Source organism: Nocardia stercoris (assembly GCF_003696265.1).
In the GTDB taxonomy this organism is placed as follows: Bacteria; Actinomycetota; Actinomycetes; order Mycobacteriales; family Mycobacteriaceae; genus Nocardia; species Nocardia stercoris.
The window spans coordinates 86,779-105,669 of sequence record NZ_RFFH01000009.1 but is presented as its reverse complement, the minus strand read 5'-3'; the positions used below and the strand labels follow the sequence as shown (position 1 = coordinate 105,669).

The window sequence follows — 18,891 nt, the reverse complement described above, 5'->3', positions numbered from 1 at the left end:
GCCTCGGTGTGCTCGACCAGGGTACCGCCGTCCCCGGCGGTGACCTGCCGATGGCATCGGTGGCAGTTGCGTTGCGCCCGTGACACAGTGGCCGCATGATCGCTGTGCGTAGTTCGATGCTCCGGGTGCTCGTCGTCGCGGCGGCCGGTGCGACCCTGCTGAGTGGATGTGGCGGGTCCGGTGCGAATACCGGTGCCGCGCAAACCCCTTCCACCCCTCGGGACCGGTTGGTGCTCACCGCGGCCGAATTCCCGGCCGGTTCGACCGAACTCGATCTGCCGCAGGACAAGCTGAACGCCACGGTCGGAGACGTGGCGAAGACACAGCAGAACGCCACCTACTCCCCCGCCGAATGCGGTGCCACCCAACATGATCTGGGCGCCACGCTCAATGCGGTGATGACCGAGGCATCCTTCGCGGCCGCGACCTACGGCAACAGCAACTTTCTGATCGAGACCGTCGCGTCGACCGTTGCCGACCTGTCCACCTTCACCCGGAACATCCAGCGCTGCCCCGATGTCACGATGACGACCACCACGGAGGACGGCAAGACCGTCACCACCGGTACCAGCGTCACCGAGCTGCCGGTGCCACCCGACCTGTCGGGTATGCACGCTGTCGCCTACAAGTCCACCAGCTCCACAGCCAGCGCTGTAACACCGTTGAGCACCATCACATTCGCCGGATACGCGACGCTGCGCGGTCTCACCGTCGGAGTGCGCGTCATGGCGGTCGGCGACGCACCCGACCAGGCCGCGTTCGACCAGCTGTTCACCAGCGCGGTGCACAAGGTGCAGCAAGCAGCCTGACCCGGGCGACCCGCAGCGATCTCGGATCGCCCTCAGCCCTGCCGGTCCCGTTCCGGTCGCCACCGACGCAGCGCGACAATCGCGGCGACACACCCGACACCGAGCGTGACGGCCGTCCAGGCAGCGCGCGCCGCGGAGGCGCCGCCCCGGCCGGAAAGCACCGGTAGTGGCGTGCAGCCGTCGAATTCCAGTGTCAGCACGGCCGTCGGGATGAACAGGACGCCGATCGCCAATACCGTCGCGGCTGCCGTGCGGGTGGTGGCCGCCCCGAAGCTGTACCCGCCGAGCGCGGCGACGGCACCGCCGCCGACCAGCGCGGCCACCGAATCATCGTGGCGCACATCGGGGATCAGCAGCGCGAATACCCCGATCGCAACGATCGCCACGCCCGCAACGACCGGGGCCGGGCGCAACCGGCCCGCGGCCAGCCCGAGCGCCATGGCCAGCAGCATCGGCACCAGCTTCCACTGGGCCTGGGTTGCGACGGCGATCGCGTTGCCGGTCGCCGCGAGCGACACCGCGAGCAGCAGGAGGGTGCCGTCGCGTCCCGGCAGCAACAGTGCGGCGAGTACCGCCGCGGCGAGCACCGCGAACAGCCCTACGACGATGGCGGCCGTGCCGATCCGTTCCGAGCTGAGCCGTTCCGACACCACGGTCGTGGTCGTGATGACGATCGCCGCGGCGAGCACCGGTCCGAACGGCAGATGCAAGACGGTGGGGTACGACGATGTTTCGGTCCGACGGCAGAGCAGGAAGGAGACGGCCAGCAACCCGACCGTCGGCACGGTGAGCCAGGTCGGCGGCAGGTCCACGAAGGAGCGTTCGAGCAGTGAACTGCCCCCGTTCCCGGCGGCGGCCGCCACCCGGATGTGATTGCCGACGGTAACGCTCGTCAGTGCACCGAGCACGTATCCGATTGCGGGCGGACGATATTCGAGCGCCGCCGCTCCGGCCGCGCCCAGCAGCGAGCCGGCGGCGACCGAATCGACGAAGTTGGCGGTGGCCAGACTGGCCGAGGTATCGGGTATCAGTAGGTGGTCGGCCACTACGACGAGGGCCGCGATCGTCGCGGTTCCCCAGGCCGCGCGGGTGCCGTAGATCCGCGCGCACACCGCCACCAGCACCGCGACGACCACACCGACGGCAGTGGCCCGGGGCACGGTGACGATGAGCTGCATCATCTGCAGCGCGGACGAACCGGTGGCGCACCCGGCGTCACCGGGTACGACGAGCGCCAGACCGGCGATCACGGCGGCGGCGCATCCGCCCACCGTGTCGAAGGCCGCACGATACCGCTGCACGGGCGGCTCCCAGAGGTCGAAGCAGACACATCGGCTACTGGTTGGCTACCTTAACAGCGGGCGGCGACGGACCGGCCGATTGCAGGCCGGAGCTGCCGTCGTCAGCCCGAGTCGCGGTCGCGGCGCAGCTGATCGCGCTCCGCGGTGAGCGCTTCGTTCCGGTCGCGCAGCGCGGTGTTCGCGTCTTCCAGGTCGAGGATGCGGGCGATCGCGACGAGGTTGATCCCCTGACCGGTCAGGGCGGCGATGCGCGCCAGCCGCGCGAGGTCGTCGTCGCTGTAGCGGCGGGTGCCCCCGGCGCTGCGGGCCGGAGTGAGCAGTCCGTGTTCCTCGTACAGGCGCAGTGAATGCGCGCCCATGCCGGCCAGTTCGGCGGCCACCGAGATCCCGTAGACCGCCTGCGCCGGGCCGGGGCGGTGACCGGTGCCGTGTCCGGGTGGGTGGTCGTGTCGATCAGGCAGCATCCAGGGTTTCCTCTCTCGCCACTACAGATTACCTCAGTAAGGAACTTGCACTCACATCAGTCGAGTGCTAAAACAGATCTCAGCCAGATGACAGAGGTTATCTGAGCTTCCCACTAGCGAGAATGGAGTGAGTGGAGGTGGCGACCATGCTGATGCGCACCGATCCGTTTCGGGACCTGGATCGTCTGACCCAGCAGGTTTTCGGCACGCCGGCCCGTCCGGTGGTGATGCCGATGGATGCCTGGCGCGAGGGTGACGAGTTCTTCGTCGAACTCGACCTGCCCGGCATCGACCCGGAATCGCTGGATCTCGATATCGAACGCAACGTGGTGACCGTGCGCGCCTCACGTCCCCGGCTGGACCCGGAGCGGTCGATGATCGCCGCGGAACGCAACCGCGGCGTGTTCAGCCGTCAGCTGTTCCTCGGGGAGAATCTCGACACCGACGCCATTCGCGCCGACTACCGCGACGGCGTGTTGCGCCTGGTGATCCCGGTCGCGGAGAAGGCCAAGCCCCGCAAGATCGAGATCACCCGCCACGACGACCGTCAGGCCATCAACGCCTGACCTGCCTTCACGGCGGTGGCACGGCGGCCGGCGAAGTACGGCCGCCCACCCCACGACATCGCAAGTTCACGTTCGGATTCGAGTCTCTTCCGTCGACGGGTGGGTCCGGTCAGCACGAGGCTTCCGGGCCCACCCGGCCCTTTCACCCGAATCCGCACGGTGACTGTCGCGGTGCGAACAGCGCGCCACGCCACCGTCTTCCACTGTTCGACGGCTCCGACGGCTACCGCTGCGCTCCGGCGCCGGTGGCCCCACAACAGCACAAGGACAACCGTGATCTCGCCATCAGCCACCCCCATGTCACCACCTGCGCAGCACCCGAGCACAGCCGAACTCGTCGATCCACCGACAGTGACCTGGCCCGATCCCAGTCCACTGGAGAACTGGTGGACCGAGGTGATGGACGGTGCCGTTACCGCCGCCACCGTCGGTCCGGCTCCCGCTCGGGCAGACGGGCGTTCGCCGAGCTGAGCCGAGGCCACGGCCGCGATCCGTGGATGCCGATCCGCCTCACTCGTCCACTGCCGCCGCCATCGCCGCCAGGCTCGCGCGGTGGATCTTGCCGGTGGGGGTGCGTGGGAGCTCGGTCACGAGGTGGACGTCGCGCGGAACCTTGAAGCGGGCCAGGTGAATGCGAACGAAGTCCTTCACCTCGGCGACGGTCAATTCCTCGGTCCCGATGACGAACGCGGCCAGGCGCTGGCCGAATTCGTCGTCGGGCACCCCGATGACTGCCGCCTCGGCGACGGCCGGGTGGTCGTAGAGCAGGTCCTCGATCTCGCCGGGGAATACGTTCTCGCCGCCGGAGACGATCATGTCGTCGTCGCGACCGTCGATGAACAGCCGGCCCGCGGCGTCGAAGTGCCCGATGTCGCCCGTGCTCATCAACCCCCGCAGCATCTTCTTCCCGCCTCCCCCGGAATATCCGCTGAAGGCGATCGAGTTCCCCACGTACACAGTGCCTGTGGCGCCGGCCTCGCTCACCTGCGCACCGGCCGCGGTGAACAACCGCACCGTGACGCCGACCGGTGGGCGGCCGACGGTGCCCGGTGCGGCCGCCCAGTCGGCGGGCGTGGCGATGGTGGCGGTGCCGGTCTCGGTGCACCCGTAGAAGTTGTAGATCACCGGCCCGAACCACTCGCCTATCTTGCTGCCGACCGCCGACGGCAACGCGGCACCGGCGCAGAACACGATGCGCAGGCTGTCGGTGCGATATCGCCGCACGGTGTCCTCGCCCAGGTCGATGATGCGGCGCAGCATGGTCGGGACCACGACCAGCGCGGTCACCCGATGTTCGGCGATCTGTGCCAGTGCCCGCTCGGCCTCGAACCGGCCGTGCAAGACCACCGTGCAGCCCAGGGTCAGCGACAGGATGAACTGCGACAGCGCCGTGCCGTGGAACAGTGGCGCGCACAGCAGTGTGACCCCACCCCGCCGCAGCGGCACCCGGTCGAGGAATTGTGCTGCGGCCAGTGGTGATTCGACCTTGCGCGGGACCCCTTTGGGTGTTCCGGTGGTGCCACCGGTGAGAATCACGAACCCGCCCTGTCGCGGCGGCAGTGGCGGCCGCTGCCCCGGCGGCGCCGTCGCGACGGCGCGCAGCCGCAGGATCCGCTGCGGCAATACCGCTACGGCGGAATCGAATTCGACGTCGGCGCGGATCGCCTCGACACCCTCTCGATCGACTACGTCCGCCAGTTGCAGTGCTCCGAAACCGGTGTTGAGCAGCACCAGTTTGCTGCCGATCTTCGCGGCCGCGATCATCGCCTCCACCAGGCCGCGATGATCACGGCACAGCACACCGATCGTGGATTGCGGACCGACGCCCGCGGCGATCCAGGTCCGGGCCAGGGCGTCGGTGTGCGAGTCCAGGTCCCGGTAGGTGATCGAGCCACCGGAATCGACGAGCGCGATCGCGTCCGGGCAGCGGCTCGCTCCGATGCGCACCGCCCCGGCGATCGGGCCCAGTGTCCGCACAGCCCGGGCCGTGGCCCACACCCGGTCCGGGCGACGCAGATCGATCACCCCGGACCGCTGCAGAACCGCGACCTGGGCGCCGGACACCGCCGGCCGTCGCAGGGCCGTCGACAGGGACTTCACGTTCACTCCTCGTCGTCTTCGAATATCTTCGGGCGCAATGCTTTACGCGCCCGGAAAGCCGGGCGGCAGCGGCGCGGGATAGTCCAGGTCGAACTGCGGCCCCGGCGGCAACCCGCGCAGCACCGCGCTGATCCACGCCTGCGCGGGCAGCCAGCCGACCACCGCGTTGGTGATGTGCTCCGGCAGCGGGATCGTGACGAACCGCAGGTCGGCGCCGGCGTCGCGCCATTTGTGGACGGTCGGGACGACCGATTCCCGGGGCGGGATCAGCTCGTCCCACATGCCGTGGAACCACAGGACCGGGGTATCCGGTATCCGTTCGGCGATGCTGTTCTCGCGCAACACATCCGCGACACCGGGCGCGTCGTCGAACGACATCCCGGGCTGGAAGTAGTCCTGGATCGGACGCCACATGCCGGTCAGTGCGGCGGTGTAGACGCAGCGGTGGGCGACGTCGGCGACGATCGCCTGTCCCTCGGGGGTGAGCAGCTTCTTCGGGTCGAAGATGTCCGGATACTCCCGGGCCAGGCCCGCGAAGCCCAGCCACATCGTGAAATTGCCGGTCCCGGCCAGCCCCGGTTGCGGCGCGATCGCGTAGTGCGCCTGCGCGATCAGGTCGGCGGGAGACCCACCGAACGCGGATCCGAGCAGCTGGATATCGGGCGCATAGTCGGCCCGCAGCCCGGCGGCGTGCATCGTGCCCAGACCGCCACCGGAGTAGCCGTAGAGCGCGATGCCGGAGTCGTGCAGGCCGAGCTGGGGTTCGCTCTTCATCGCCCGCAGGCTGTCGAGCACCATCTTGCCTTCGTCCTCGGTGGCGAAAGTGTCGAATTCACCGTCGAAGTCGGGGATGTTGATCGCGAAACCCTGCGCCAGCCAGGAGACCGCCAGTGTCGCCTCCTTGAAGGTGCCGACCTGCAGGGTGTGCGAGGGGTTGCACGACGAGTCGGTGGAGTCGATCGCTTCCTGGAACGACACCACCGGGCGGGGGCTGCCGGTCCAGGGGATGCCGGGCACGATCACGGTGGTGGCGGTGGCGATCGGGTCGCCGTGCACGTTTTCCGACCGAAACAGCAGCTGCTCGGTGTAGACGGGCACCGGGAGTCCCACGAATCGGGTCTGCACCTGCCGGGTCCGCAGGATCTGTCCCGGGGCGTAGTCGGCGAGGTCGTCCGGGGCCTGATACCAGGGGTCCTGGTCGGGGGTCGCGATCGGCAGCGCGTGGTAGCCGCCAGGTTCGCTGGGCAATTGGGGCAATTGGTTCTGGTCCGGCGGAAACGACGGCGGGAAGGCCGGATCGGCCTGTGCGGTCACGGAATTGGCGATCGACAGCGCGAGGCAGGCTGCCGCGATCCCGGCGATGCGCCGGGTCCGGCCCGACCGCGCCGTCGGGTGGAGCTCGATACTCATGCCAGCAGTACAACACAGCACCCGATTACGAACAAGAGCTCTTGTTCAAAACCTGGATATACTCCCTGACGTGACCGCGAAATCCGACTCCACCGCGAAACGCCGCCCCGGCCGTCGCATCCGGGGACTCGACGCCGACCAGCGCGCCGACCAGCGCCGCGATCTGCTCCTGGAGACCGCGCTGGAATTGTTCGCGCGCGACGGCTACGCCGGCACCTCGATCGAGGCGCTGTGCCAAGCCGCCTACGTCGGGAACAAAGCGTTCTACGAGCACTTCTCCACCAAGGAGGCGTGCTACCTCGAACTGCTGCAGCGCAATACCCACACCATCGTCGGCACCGTCGAGGCCGCACTGGCCGACCTACCCGACGACGAAGCCACCGGCACCCGGCTCCTGGCCTCGGCGCTCACCCACGCCGTCACCGACGACCCGCGCATCGCGGCGGTGACCTTCGGCCAAGCCGCCGGCATCTCCCCGACCATCGAGCGCCAGCGCCGCGCCAACCGCCGCCAGTCCGCGACCCTGGTGAGCGCGCTGTGGCGGCACTACGGAACCGACGGACCGCACGAGCATCTGGCGATCGCCGTCGTCGGGGGCCTGTTCGACCTGGTCAGCGACGCCTTGGACCGCAGCTCGTACGCCCCGACCGCTGCGGACATCGACGAATTGATCGCCCAGCTCACCGATTTCGCGCTGGTGGTCCGAGCAGGCATGCGGCACAACCACAATCGGTGATCACCCACCGCCGGCGCAGGCCGGACCACGTACCTACCGTTCCGGCCGCGTCACCCGCATGTGCGGGTAGTGCAGGTCGAACGCAGGCCGCTCGGATCTGATGCGGGGCAGCTCGTAGAAGTTGTAGCGGGGCGGCGGGCAGGTCGTCGCCCATTCCAGCGAGTTGGCGTTACCCCACGGGTCGTCGACGGTCACCACCGTGCCGAATCGATAGCTGCGGAAGACATTCCAGACGAAGGTCAGCATCGACACCGCCAGCACGAACGAGCCGAGCGTGGAGATCGTGTTCAAGGTGGTGAATCCGTCGGCGGGCAGATAGTCGGCGTAGCGGCGCGGCATGCCCTCGGCACCCAGCCAGTGCTGGACCAGGAACGTGACGTGGAAACCGATGAACGTCGTCCAGAAATGGATCCGCCCCAGCCGCTCGTCCATCATCCGGCCGGTCATCTTGGGGAACCAGAAGTAGATGCCGGCGAAAGTGGCGAACACGATGGTGCCGAACAGCACGTAGTGGAAGTGCGCGACCGCGAAATACGTGTCGTGGACATGGAAATCGAGCGGTGGTGAGGCCAGGATCACGCCGGAGAGACCGCCCAGCAGGAACGTCACGATGAATCCCAGCGACCACAGCATCGGCGTTTCGAAAGTCAGCTGCCCGTGCCACATGGTGGCGATCCAGTTGAAGAACTTCACCCCGGTCGGAACCGCGATCAGGAACGTCATGAACGAGAAGAACGGCAGCAGCACCGCACCCGTCGCGAACATATGGTGTGCCCACACCGACACCGACAGCGCCCCGATCGATATCGTCGCGAACACCAGCGCGTTGTAACCGAAAATCGGCTTGCGGCTGAAGACGGGGATCACCTCGGAAATGATCCCGAAGAACGGCAACGCGACGATGTAGACCTCCGGGTGACCGAAGAACCAGAACAGGTGCTGCCACAGGATCGCCCCACCGTTGGCCGGATCGTAGATGTGACCACCGAGGCGGCGATCCAGCTCGAGCGCCATCAGCGCCGCCGTCAGGATCGGGAACGCCGCCAGCACCAGCAGGCTGGTGACCAGGATGTTCCAGGTGAACAGCGGCATCCGGAACAGGGTCATACCCGGAGCCCGCAGACACACGATCGTGGTCAGCATGTTCACCGCGGTGAGGATCGTCCCGACTCCCGAGACCACGATGCCCATCGCCCACAGATCGCCGCCGACGCCGTGCACGTTCTGGCTCAACGGGGTGTATCCGGTCCAGCCGAAATCGGCGGCACCGTCCGGTGTGAGGAATCCCGCGATCGCGATCAGCGCGCCGAACAGGAACAGCCAGTAGCTCATGGCATTGAGCCGCGGGAACGCGACATCGGGCGATCCGATCTGCAACGGGAGGACGCAATTGGCGAATCCGAACGCGATCGGGGTCGCGTAGAACAGCAACATGATCGTGCCGTGCATGGTGAACAGCTGGTTGTACTGCTCGGTCGACAGGAACTGCAGGCCCGGCCGGGCGAGCTCGGCCCGCATGATCACGGCGAGCAACCCGCCGGCGAGGAAGAACGCCATCGAGGTGACGATGTACATCATCCCGATCAGTTTCGGATCGGTGGTGGTGAGCACTTGTCGCAGCGCGGAACCTTTTCGCGCGCGGCGTACGGGCGCCCGCGCCGGCAGCCGCATACCGGGGAAGGTGAGAGCCATGGCCCCGATCCCTTCGTTCGGCCGGGCGCACCGGAGAAACGGCCGCTCGGAGCGAGAAGAATGTTTGCCCCAATCGACGGGCAATCGTAAAGCCGGTTTCCGCCGACGACCGGATACCACGGCGCACACAGCGCAAACCGAGATCGACCGATTCGGTACACCGATGCGGCGAATTCTGCCCGAACGGCCCGCGAGCAGGCGGTTCCCTGGGCAAGACCGATTGAGCTACCCGCCCTTCAGGTCCATGATTGAAGTAAAGGACCCGCAGTCTCGGACCGGACACCGAGGAGTGAGGCACAATGAACCACCACACACACGTGCCGGGAGTCAGCCGGTGGCACCGTCGCAACGTGTATTCACCCAGTCAGATCACCCGGCAGCCACAGACCGAACCGGGCTTCCCCGACCATTCCGCCGGTAGCAGCCGCCCACACGCCGGCGAGTCGATCGTCGACGGCCGCAACATGCCCGGTCTGATCCTGGTGGGGATCGCCGTCATCGGCGTCGCCGCGACCCTCTCGGCCGCCGCCGCCGGCTCGCTCGGCCTGGCGATCGTCGGGGGTCTGATCACCGTGATCTGCTTGCTCGCCGGCACGGCCTGGGTACTCGGCGAGCATCTCCGAGTGAAGCACCACGAGGGGCTCGGATTCCACGATCACACGGCGCATTAGCCGACGCCACGGCGGGGGCCGGGCCGATTCGTCGAACCTAGGAGGAATGATGGGCAGTCCCGAACCGGAGAAGCGCCCCGACGTCGTCGACGTCCTCACCGCCGAGCACCGGCAGCTCGAGTCCCTGGTCAGCCGGCTGCAGGCCGGCGGACCGGATCGCGCGGCGGTTTTCGAACAACTCGTCCACGACCTGGCGGTGCACGAGGCAGCCGAGGAGATGCTGGTGCATCCCACCGCCCGGCGCGCGGTGTTCGGCGCCGACAACGTGGTCCGACCTCGGCTGGACGAGGAACACGAGGCCAAGCGGGCGCTGGCCCATCTGTACGACCTCGGGGTCGACGGTCCCGAATTCGACCAGGCGCTCGACGAGTTCGCGGTGAAAATGGCCGAGCACGCCGCTCAGGAGGAGCAGGTCGAATTCCCCTTGCTGCGCAAGCAGTTCTCCGCCGCGAAATTGGAGAACATGGCGGCCTCGCTGGAGACGATCGAATCCCTCGCGCCGACCCGGCCGCACCCGCACGCCGGTGACACCGCGTTGGCGAATGTCTTCACCGGGCCCCCGCTGGCCGTCTTCGACCGGATGCGGGACGCGGTGCGCGAATACCTGCACAACCAGCGCCAGCCGGGCGAGGCGCCGGGGCGAGCCTGAGCCCCGGCGCTCACGCCTCGATCGGAGTCGCTGTCTCCCCGATATCGCCGATCACACCGCGCAGGTGCGCCCGGCCGTCCGCGAGCGCGTAGGTGACCCCGGCGATCGCGCATTCCCCGGCGGCGACCCGATCCGCGATGATCGTCGACCGCTGCAGCAACAGCCGACTGGTCTCGACGACGTGCCGGGCCTCCAACTCGTCGATACCGGTCAGTCCCTCCCGGCGGCCCATCAGGATCGAGGGCGTGACCCGCTCGACGAGGCTGCGGATGAACCCGCCCGGCACCTGGCCGCCGTCGAGAGCGTCGACGGTCGCGCGGACCGCGCCGCAGCTGTCGTGCCCCAGGACCACGATCAGCGGCACGTTCAAGATTTCGACCCCGTACTCGATCGACCCCAGCACCGAGGCATCGAGGACGTGACCGGCGGTGCGGACGACGAACATGTCGCCCAGGCCCTGGTCGAAGATGATCTCCGCGGCGACCCGGGAGTCGCCGCAGCCGAACAGGATGGCCTTGGGGTGTTGTCCTTCGACCAGCTTCGCGCGGTCGGCCGCGCCCTGGCCGGGGTGCTGCAACTGGCCGGCGACGAAGCGAGCGTTGCCGTCGCGCAGTGACTTCCATGCGGTGATCGGATTCGTACGAGGCATATGTCCGATCTACCAGATGGCAGAGCACGAGTGGGACCGGGGACCGCTACCACCCAGTAACTGCGGCATCGCCTTTCAGTGCCGGGCCCGGTCAGTTCCGGGCCGCACCGACCGCCGGGAGTCGCGGATCGGCACCGCGGTTCAACTCGATGCCGGCAAGTCCCGCCCAGCACAGGCCCGCGGTTGTGGCGACCACGTCCGCACGGGGCAGTTGCTTGCCGGTGATCGCCCAGTCCCGCGCGCACGACTGCGCGATCGCGACCAGCTCGGCTGCGATCAACCACTGCTCTACTCGCGGCGACAGATGCGGTGCCAGCGCCCGCAGCAGCGAATCGACGCAGAGTTCGGTAGCCCGGCGCGCCGCCCGCTGCGCCGAGGGCTCTTCGGCGACAGCGGCTCCGGCCAGCAGGGCGGCACTGCGCGGGTTACGGTCGGCGAAGTCGAATACCGCGGCGACCATCGCGGTAACGATCGATCTCGGGCCGTCGGCGCGTCCCAGTGCGGCACCGAGGCTCTCCTCGAGATCCCGCACCGCCTCGTCGAGGACGGCCAGATACAGTTCCAGCTTGCTCGAAAACGCCTTGTAGAGAACCGGTTTGCTGATGCCGGACCGACAGGCGATCTCCGCCATCGTCGCCGCCCGGTACCCACAGGCCGCGAACAACCCGGCCGCCGCGGCCATGACGACCCGCCGCCGTTCCTGCCTGGCCCGCAAAATCGCCCTGTCCACCGTCCCGGCCTCCTATGCCAAGTCGCTACAGCAGCCCTTCACCGCCACAACCATTCATACGCGCCACTGCCCCCACCCGAGGACGAGGGTGACGCTCCGAGGAGTCCGGATCGGCACTAATTGTCGTTGCGCAGGGCGTCGAGGGCGGCTACGAACAGGGTCGTGCATGCCTCGGTGAGTACCTGGGGGGACTGTCGCATGCCGGTCATCATCCAGTCGACGAGCAGGTTGTTGACCCCGCCGGACAGGGCTACGGCCATCAGTTGGGGTTGCTCGTCGTGAGGGTTCACGCCGGGTTGGGCTGTCCAGACTGCCGCGATCAGGTCGGCGAAAGCCCGTAGTACACCGTGGCGGAGTTCTTCGATGTCGGGTGAGACGCCGACGACCTCGATCAGCACCACCCGTGCCCGGCGCGGATCGTCGGTCAGGTAGGTGATGAAGGCGCGCAAACCGGCGCCCGCGGCGGCGACCGGATCGTCGCCGGCCGTGGCGATCGCGGCATCGGTGGCTGCGCGCAGGTCCGTGACCAGCGCGGTGTACAGACCGACCAGGGCGGCGTGCCGGTCGCGGAAGGATTCGTAGAAGTAGCGTTCGGTCAGCCCGGCCGCGGCACAGATCTGCTTGACCGAGGTGGCGGCGAAGCCCGCGGTGCCGAACAATTCCAGGGCCGCGGCGAGGATCGCGGTCCGGCGAGCGCTGGTCCGCTCGTCGGCGGACATGCCGGAGTAGCGTCGCCGGGTTCCGCCGCCGCGTGTCATCGCTCGATCTTCCTTTCCGTGGCTGATCTGCCGGTGACAGCTTGCCATCCCGCACATCTGACACACGTACGTGTCCATTTTGCCGCGCGATGTGGCATACTGACGATCATCTGACATGTTCGCATGTCAAACATGAACCGATTCGGAGGATGATCGATGGGCCCCTCGAAGCGCGCGCCCGCCGGGCAGGTGGTCGCGGTGACCGGCGCGGCCCAGGGCATCGGCCTGGCCATCGCCACCGAACTCGCCGCGGCCGGCGCCCGCGTCGCGATCGGCGATCTCGACGGCACCGCGGCCGCGGCGGCCGCCGCGCAACTGCCCGGCGAGGTCGCCGGGTTCGCGCTCGACGTCACCGACGAGCAATCCTTCACCCGCTTCCTCGACGCGGTCGAAACCCGTTGGCACACAATGGATGTCCTGGTCAACAACGCCGGTGTCATGTGGGTCGGACCGTTCGACGAAGAACCCGAACACGCGACGCGGCGACAGCTCGAGGTCAACCTGCACGGCGTCATCCGGGGCGTGCGGCTGGCCGCGCCGCGCATGCGCGCCCGCGGCCACGGCCACATCGTCACCGTCGCCTCCGCGGCGTCGAAGCTCGCACCGCCGGGCGAGGCGACCTACGCCGCCACCAAACACGGCGTGCTCGGGTACCTGACGGCCGTGCGCGCCGAACTGCGCGGCACCGGCGTACGGCTGTCGGTGGTGATGCCCACGGTCGTCGACACCGCACTCGCCGCCGGAACCTCATCGGGCGCGGTCGCGCTGCTCACCCCCGCCGAGGTCGCCGTGACCGTCCGCGCGGTGATCGCCCGCCCCCGATTCGAGACGACCGTCCCCCGGTATGTGGGCCCGCTGGTCCGCGCCGTCGGCATCCTGCCCGACACCCTGCGGACCGCGATCCTGCGGCGGATGGTCCCCGACCAAGTGGCCGCGCTGCACGGCGACCGATCGGCACGCCACGCCTACGAAACGACCGCCATCGACCAGCCCGGAGCCGAGAAGTGAACACCGACACCCACATCCCCGCCGCCGACCGATCGGCGCACGTGCGGCCGATCCCCGAATTCGACGGCGTGCACGAGATCTGGCCGCGCGGCCGGCGGCTGGAAGCGGTGCGCGCGGCCGCCGTCCGGTACCGCGAGCGGTTCCTGACCCAGGGGCAGGTCCGCGCCGTCAAGAGCATCGACATCGCCGCCGCGCCCTATCCGGCACGATTCGCCTTCCAGGGCTACTCGGTGAACGTGAACCCGATGATCTCGATCATCAACCGCATGTTCGTGATCCAGTTCGAAGGCTTCGACGGCAAGCTGAAGACGCTGGTCTGGGAACCCACCGTCGCGGCCGGATCGGCCGAGGCGCCCTTCTACCGCACCCTGCAACGGTTTTCGCGCAAACTCGGCGTCGAGAAGTTCTTCGTCAAGTACTACAACGACCCCGATACGGTGCTGCCCGGCCTGGGATTGCGGAACGAGGACGTCGACTACCTCAGCTTCGACCACCTCCACGTCCAGGACGTGCGCATGATCATGGGCAGCACCGAGATCATCGACGGCGAGGCCACGGCCCGCGAACCGCTGTTCCCGAACGCGAAACTGCTGGTCCACCGCAAGGAATTGGGCACCTTCGAGTCCATGCACCCCATGCAGTGGGCGTGGTACGTCGACGGCGGGATGAACGGCGTGCCCCGGAATCGGCTAGAGATCTTCGACGGCGACGTCGAACTCGGCGTCGGTGTCAGCCTGCTGTGGACGCCCGGCCACACCGACGGCAACCACTCGCTGGTCCTCAACACCCCCGACGGCGTGTGGGTCTCCTCCGAGAACGGCATGGCCGCCGACAGCTGGCAGCCCGAGCTCTCCACGATCCCGGGCGTGAAGCAGCAGGCCGCCTTCTACGGCCGCGAGGTCGTCCTCAACAGCAACACCCTCGAGGACTCCCTGGACCAATACGACTCCATGGTCAAGGAGAAGACCATGGCCTCGCCGTCGCCCCGCGATCCCCGCTGGCTGCAGATCATCCCGTCCTCGGAATGCGCCTCGTGGAAACGCCAGTGGCCTGTCGTCCCCACCCACAGCCACGGCGGGCTCGACTACGGGACCATCACCCCGGTCCGCGGCTAGCCTCCCCACATGATCGACGATCAGTACGGCTTCGCGTTGGATTCACCACTCCTGACCCGGCTGCTCCCCCGGCTGACGACCATCGCCGCGGAAATCTCCGACGCGGGCCTGGCAGTGCTCGAGGGCGGCGGCGACCTGCCACCCACCCTCTACACCCAGGAGGTCCTGCCCGCCATCATGGCCGGGTCGCTGTTGCTCCTGGAAGCCACCGACGAACGACGGCGCCTCGGCCCCGACGAAATCGCCGAGATCGTCAGGCCGATCACGCGACAGCAAGCCGAGGAACGAATCCCGCTGCGCCTGTTGATCACCGGCGTCTTCGGCAGCGTCCGGCGAGTATGGTCCGAAATCGCTTCCAGTACTACGGAATCGGATCTGCCCGAGCAAGCCGCACTGGTGGATCTGTTACTCGATGTGATGGGTCAGGTCGTCATCGCCGTGGTCGAAACATACAGTGACGTAGAGCAATCCATCTACAGCGCCGAGCGGGAAGCGCGCCGGGCCCTGTGTTCCGCGTTGCTGCACGGTGGGCCGACCGAAGACCTCGCGGCGCGCGCCGACACCACTCTCGCGACACATTACGACGTGCTCGCGCTGCTGACTCCCCCAGCGGATCCGGTCGCTCCCCTGGCCGACACCGCCGGTGGGCGGCGGCGGATCCGAGTCGTGCAACAGGCGCTCGACCGGCTCGCGGGATCGACCGCCTTGACCACCTTCGACGGCACCGGCGGCATCGCGCTGCTGCCGGCGCGCAGCGATGTCAGCCGCTATTCGACACTGGCCGTGGATCTTTCGGCCGATCTGGGTGCCGACGTCCTGGTGATCGAATCGCACGGCGCATCCCTCGCGGGCATTCCCGTCGCCGCGCGGGAGGCCACCGAACTCGCCGAACTCGCACACCGCCTCGGCCGCCCCACCGGCACCTACGGCATGCACCAACTGATGTTCGAGTACCAGCTCACCCGGCCCGGTCGGGCCCGCGACGCGCTGGCCGCCTGCATCCAGCCGCTGGTCGACCACCCGCATCTACTCGACGCGCTCGAGGCACACTTCAAACACGACGGTGACCGCAAGGCCGCGGCGAACGACCTACACATCCACCCGAACAGCCTGAGCTACCGCCTGCGGCGGATAACCGAACTCACCGGAGCCGACCCGGCCACGCCGGACGGGGCGCGCCTGCTCGGCGCCGCGCTGATGATTCACCAACTGTATCCGCGCGCCGACGGTCACTGATTTCGTCCCGGCATCTCGTACACCATGATCGCGACCCGCTCGGACACCGTCGTCACCCCGGCATCCTCGACCGGTGTCGCCGACGAGTGGATTCAGGACTCGTGCTGGAACGACACCATCGAGCACGCCGGCCTGACCTACGACGACACCGCGATCCGGCTGGTGCTCGACGCCCTGTCGCCGGCCACCGCCGAGTCGCCCAACTGCCTACTGGCATACCAGCTCTCGGGCGCGGTCCAGCAGTAGCGGCGCACCTCGACGCCGGTCGGCAGCCCGAGAGCCACTTTGTCGATCGTCCAAATCACGCCCGTCCCTTTTTTCGCAACACCATAGAGACAGCGAAGAATCCATCGGCAATAATTTCCGTTGGGGCGGATGGTTTTCCGCCCTATGACAAGGAGGTCAGGGTGCGGACAGGTGACAGGCCGAATGCGGAATCTTCGGTCCTGACATATCGAACAGAGTTCCCGGGCCACAGTCTCCGATCCAGACTTCTCGATATCGCCATACGACTCACCGTGAAATCGACGAATTTCCTGTGGAGCCTCTTTCCGCACCTACCGTGGCCCTACCACCTGGTGGACCGGCTGATTCCGCCACTTCCGGTACCCTCGGGCCTGGCCAGGTCTTCGATCTCGCTGCCGAACTGCACCGCCGAACTGACGACCCCGGCAGGCCACGACAACGGCAAAATAGTCGTTTACCTGCACGGCGGAGCATTCCTTTTCGGCGGTCGGAAACTGCATCGCCAAATGACGGGCCGCTTCGCCGACGAATTGCACGCCCAGGTGCTCGCCGTCGACTATCGGAAACTTCCGCGCGCGACAGTGGCCGACGCGCTCGAAGATTCGGTCGCGGGATACCGGTACGCGCTGCAGCAGGCCGGCCGACCCGAAGATGTTGTGCTCATGGGTGATTCCGCCGGCGGCTATCTGGCGCTCATGACCGCGGTCGAGATCCGGCGGCGCGGCATGCCCGTGCCGGCGGCGATCGTAGTGATGGCACCGCTGACCGACTGGGACATGACCGCCAAAATGGCAGCCCCGACCGCACGGACGTGCGCGGTATTCCCGCAACGGGCTTCGACGAGACTGCTCGCGGTTGCCGAACGCGCCGCCGGCGGGCAGGCGCTGGAGTCCCCCGCACACTGCGATCTGACCGGCCTGCCACCGACACTGGTCCAGGTGAGCGACTCGGAGCTGCTGTATCCCGACGCCGTCCTGATCGCCGACCGGTTGCGAGAGCACGGCGTGCCGTGCGAACTGCAGGTGTGGCATCGACAGGTCCATGTCTTCCAGGCGGCCGCGAGCATCGTCCCGGAAGCCGCCGCCGCGGTCGATCGAATCTCGGAATTCCTGGCTGGATGGGCCACGGCGGAGCCGGCGCAGCATAGCGCCTGAGCACTACCCCCTGCGTTCCACGCGCAGGCGAAAGGCCTGACCCTGACCGACGTCAGCTGCAGCGACGCGACGGTGCAGAACATGACCACCGCCCAATACCTCGATCAGCCACCACAATTCAACGCACTCACCCCCGGCACCTCGGTCGTGACGCTCGGCATCGGCGGCAACGACCACAACGTGTTCGTCGACGCGATAGCGGCTTGCTGAAGCGCGGACACATTCGCCGCGCCGGTCGATCTCGGCTCGCCGTGCAAGGACATGTACGGGTCGTCGTTCGCCGACGCGATCGGAACAAGCAACCGGGAACTCGGCGATGTTACTGCTGGGCCTGGGACTGGGCACCGCCTTCAGGCCGGCCATGAGCCTGGCCACGATGGAGGTGCGCAGCGAGGACGCGGCGTCGGCACAGGGCGGGCAGCACCACCGCGTCGACGTAGTCGTGCAGGTACGGTGCGTCGACCTCGACCCCGTCCACGATGAACCGCGCCGAGCATCATGTGTTGCAGGAACCGCCCCGCCGCGGCGGCCGGATCGACCTCGCCACGCTCGATCGCCCGGGCCGGTATCGCCTCGAGCGTCCGCGCTTCGCGGTCGGCGGTCGCGGCACGCAATGCGGTGGCCAGTTCCGCGTCGCGACCGGCCGCATGAGCGGAAATTCGACCGAGGGCCCGGCCTTATCGTCGGCCGGCCCCTCGCCGTTAACATCCTCGAGCGCAAACAATCCCGAACTCGGAATATGGAGCGACATCGAACCGCTGCCCCGAAAAACCCCGATCCTGGCTCGAACTACAATTTTTCACCACCGGAAGACTAGAGTTCTAACTACCCGCGAACAACGCAGAGGAGAGTGGAAGGATTCGGGTAAGGCGTCGTTGAGACCATCTGTCGTCGACGGTGGCGCAGGGAGGCGCACAATGAGCGAGACAATAGTCGGCCGCCGCTCCGGTATACGGTGGATTCCGATTTCCGACATCGAAGGTTGCCCGCCGAACGAGCACGGATCGCTGGAGTCGCTGCGGATGTGGATCGAGTCGTTCCTGACCCAGCCGAACCCCGACCTGGGGCGAACCGGCAACGTCTGCCCCTTCACGGGCCCGGCTCTGGAACGCGGAATGCTCTGGGTCGGTTGCATGCGCGGCCACCGAGCCGATATCGATGCACTGCGCGGAATTGTGCGCGACGAGTTCGATATCTATCCCACACTGCCCGCTGGGCGGGACGCGTCGACATCGGTGTTACGCGCGATCATTACTGTGCTTCCTGAGGATACCGACTACCGCATTATCGACGACGTACACCAGGAATTCAAGAGCCGGTTCGTCGATCGCGGCACGATGCTCGGTCAGTTCTATCCGGGCTGCCCCCAACCCGGCTTGTGGAACAAAGAATTTCGACCGTTGAGCGCGCCACTGCCGATGCTCGCGGTGCGCACGATGGTGCCGTCGGACTTCCCCTTCCTGGCCGAGCGCCCGGAGTGGATCGACGCTTATCTGCGAAAGTTCGGGTCGCAGCTGTCGGCACACGCGCGCGCCGCGGTGGCCGACCATCTGGCAGCAAAGCTGTAACACGAGAATCCGGCCGCCGCCGCACGAGC

General features: G+C 67.6%; 20 protein-coding genes. 12 read left to right on the top strand and 8 right to left on the bottom strand.

Annotated elements, in window-relative coordinates; all coding sequences use genetic code 11:
• Window positions 1-95 precede the first annotated feature (95 nt).
• Window positions 96-809 carry a hypothetical protein gene (locus EBN03_RS20970; protein ID WP_122189794.1) on the top strand — a complete coding sequence of 238 codons (714 nt, stop codon included), beginning with the start codon at window positions 96-98 and terminating at the stop codon, window positions 807-809.
• Between the two features lie 32 nt (window positions 810-841).
• On the opposite strand, the gene EBN03_RS20965 is transcribed toward EBN03_RS20970, so the two are convergent.
• Both EBN03_RS20965 and EBN03_RS20960 read right to left on the bottom strand, forming a co-directional pair.
• Window positions 842-2,110, bottom strand: coding sequence for a hypothetical protein (locus tag EBN03_RS20965; RefSeq protein ID WP_122189793.1), 1,269 nt, complete (start codon window positions 2,108-2,110; stop codon window positions 842-844).
• Between the two features lie 101 nt (window positions 2,111-2,211).
• On the bottom strand, window positions 2,212-2,574 hold the full coding sequence (locus EBN03_RS20960; protein ID WP_122189792.1) for a MerR family transcriptional regulator: 363 nt from the start codon (window positions 2,572-2,574) through the stop codon (window positions 2,212-2,214).
• A gap of 131 nt (window positions 2,575-2,705) precedes the next feature.
• On the opposite strand from EBN03_RS20960, the gene EBN03_RS20955 reads away from it, so the two are divergent.
• On the top strand, window positions 2,706-3,140 hold the full coding sequence (locus EBN03_RS20955; RefSeq protein WP_122189791.1) for an Hsp20/alpha crystallin family protein: 435 nt from the start codon (window positions 2,706-2,708) through the stop codon (window positions 3,138-3,140).
• A 510-nt stretch (window positions 3,141-3,650) separates the two neighbouring features.
• On the opposite strand, the gene EBN03_RS20950 is transcribed toward EBN03_RS20955, so the two are convergent.
• Window positions 3,651-5,240, bottom strand: coding sequence for an AMP-binding protein (locus EBN03_RS20950; protein WP_233608498.1), 1,590 nt, complete (start codon window positions 5,238-5,240; stop codon window positions 3,651-3,653).
• A gap of 42 nt (window positions 5,241-5,282) precedes the next feature.
• Window positions 5,283-6,650, bottom strand: a complete 1,368-nt coding sequence (locus EBN03_RS20945) for a lipase family protein (RefSeq protein ID WP_122189790.1) — start codon at window positions 6,648-6,650, stop codon at window positions 5,283-5,285.
• Window positions 6,651-6,720: 70 nt separating this feature from the next.
• On the opposite strand from EBN03_RS20945, the gene EBN03_RS20940 reads away from it, so the two are divergent.
• Complete coding sequence (locus EBN03_RS20940; protein WP_233608497.1) at window positions 6,721-7,386, top strand: TetR/AcrR family transcriptional regulator; 666 nt, start codon at window positions 6,721-6,723, stop codon at window positions 7,384-7,386.
• A gap of 33 nt (window positions 7,387-7,419) precedes the next feature.
• On the opposite strand, the gene ctaD is transcribed toward EBN03_RS20940, so the two are convergent.
• Window positions 7,420-9,078: an aa3-type cytochrome oxidase subunit I gene (ctaD, locus tag EBN03_RS20935; RefSeq protein ID WP_122189788.1), complete on the bottom strand. Its 1,659-nt coding sequence runs from the start codon at window positions 9,076-9,078 to the stop codon at window positions 7,420-7,422.
• A 350-nt stretch (window positions 9,079-9,428) separates the two neighbouring features.
• On the opposite strand from ctaD, the gene EBN03_RS20930 reads away from it, so the two are divergent.
• Together EBN03_RS20930 and EBN03_RS20925 are read left to right on the top strand one after the other, a co-directional pair.
• Window positions 9,429-9,749 (top strand): hypothetical protein, encoded by a 321-nt coding sequence (locus tag EBN03_RS20930; RefSeq protein WP_233608496.1) that lies wholly within the window; start codon window positions 9,429-9,431, stop codon window positions 9,747-9,749.
• 49 nt (window positions 9,750-9,798) lie between these two features.
• Entirely contained in the window at window positions 9,799-10,398 is a 600-nt protein-coding gene (locus tag EBN03_RS20925) for a hemerythrin domain-containing protein (protein WP_122189787.1), read from the top strand.
• 10 nt (window positions 10,399-10,408) lie between these two features.
• Here the strand turns inward: EBN03_RS20925 and EBN03_RS20920 are convergent, their stop codons facing one another.
• From EBN03_RS20920 to EBN03_RS20910, 3 genes are all read right to left on the bottom strand, one after another.
• Entirely contained in the window at window positions 10,409-11,047 is a 639-nt protein-coding gene (locus tag EBN03_RS20920) for a carbonic anhydrase (protein WP_122189786.1), read from the bottom strand.
• A gap of 91 nt (window positions 11,048-11,138) precedes the next feature.
• Entirely contained in the window at window positions 11,139-11,777 is a 639-nt protein-coding gene (locus EBN03_RS20915) for a TetR/AcrR family transcriptional regulator (protein WP_147471657.1), read from the bottom strand.
• Window positions 11,778-11,893: 116 nt separating this feature from the next.
• Window positions 11,894-12,535, bottom strand: coding sequence for a TetR/AcrR family transcriptional regulator (locus EBN03_RS20910; RefSeq protein WP_122189784.1), 642 nt, complete (start codon window positions 12,533-12,535; stop codon window positions 11,894-11,896).
• A gap of 156 nt (window positions 12,536-12,691) precedes the next feature.
• On the opposite strand from EBN03_RS20910, the gene EBN03_RS20905 reads away from it, so the two are divergent.
• The 7 genes from EBN03_RS20905 to EBN03_RS33805 all read left to right on the top strand — a co-directional run bounded on the left by EBN03_RS20905 (window position 12,692) and on the right by EBN03_RS33805 (window position 18,862).
• Window positions 12,692-13,543, top strand: coding sequence for an SDR family oxidoreductase (locus EBN03_RS20905; protein ID WP_122189783.1), 852 nt, complete (start codon window positions 12,692-12,694; stop codon window positions 13,541-13,543).
• Complete coding sequence (locus EBN03_RS20900) at window positions 13,540-14,658, top strand: MBL fold metallo-hydrolase (protein ID WP_199742897.1); 1,119 nt, start codon at window positions 13,540-13,542, stop codon at window positions 14,656-14,658. Before EBN03_RS20905 ends, EBN03_RS20900 begins: the two co-directional genes overlap by 4 nt.
• Before the next feature lie 9 nt (window positions 14,659-14,667).
• The gene (locus EBN03_RS20895) at window positions 14,668-15,894 is read left to right on the top strand and encodes a PucR family transcriptional regulator (protein WP_122189782.1); all 1,227 of its coding nucleotides are present in this window, start codon (window positions 14,668-14,670) and stop codon (window positions 15,892-15,894) included.
• A 24-nt stretch (window positions 15,895-15,918) separates the two neighbouring features.
• Complete coding sequence (locus tag EBN03_RS20890) at window positions 15,919-16,140, top strand: hypothetical protein (protein WP_122189781.1); 222 nt, start codon at window positions 15,919-15,921, stop codon at window positions 16,138-16,140.
• A gap of 272 nt (window positions 16,141-16,412) precedes the next feature.
• Window positions 16,413-17,294 (top strand): alpha/beta hydrolase, encoded by an 882-nt coding sequence (locus EBN03_RS20885; protein ID WP_233608495.1) that lies wholly within the window; start codon window positions 16,413-16,415, stop codon window positions 17,292-17,294.
• Between the two features lie 81 nt (window positions 17,295-17,375).
• A complete protein-coding gene (locus tag EBN03_RS35565; RefSeq protein WP_267899301.1) occupies window positions 17,376-17,504 on the top strand; it encodes a hypothetical protein in 129 nt (42 codons plus the stop codon).
• Window positions 17,505-17,773: 269 nt separating this feature from the next.
• The gene (locus EBN03_RS33805; protein ID WP_147471656.1) at window positions 17,774-18,862 is read left to right on the top strand and encodes a DUF6875 domain-containing protein; all 1,089 of its coding nucleotides are present in this window, start codon (window positions 17,774-17,776) and stop codon (window positions 18,860-18,862) included.
• The last annotated feature ends 29 nt before the right edge of the window (window positions 18,863-18,891 follow it).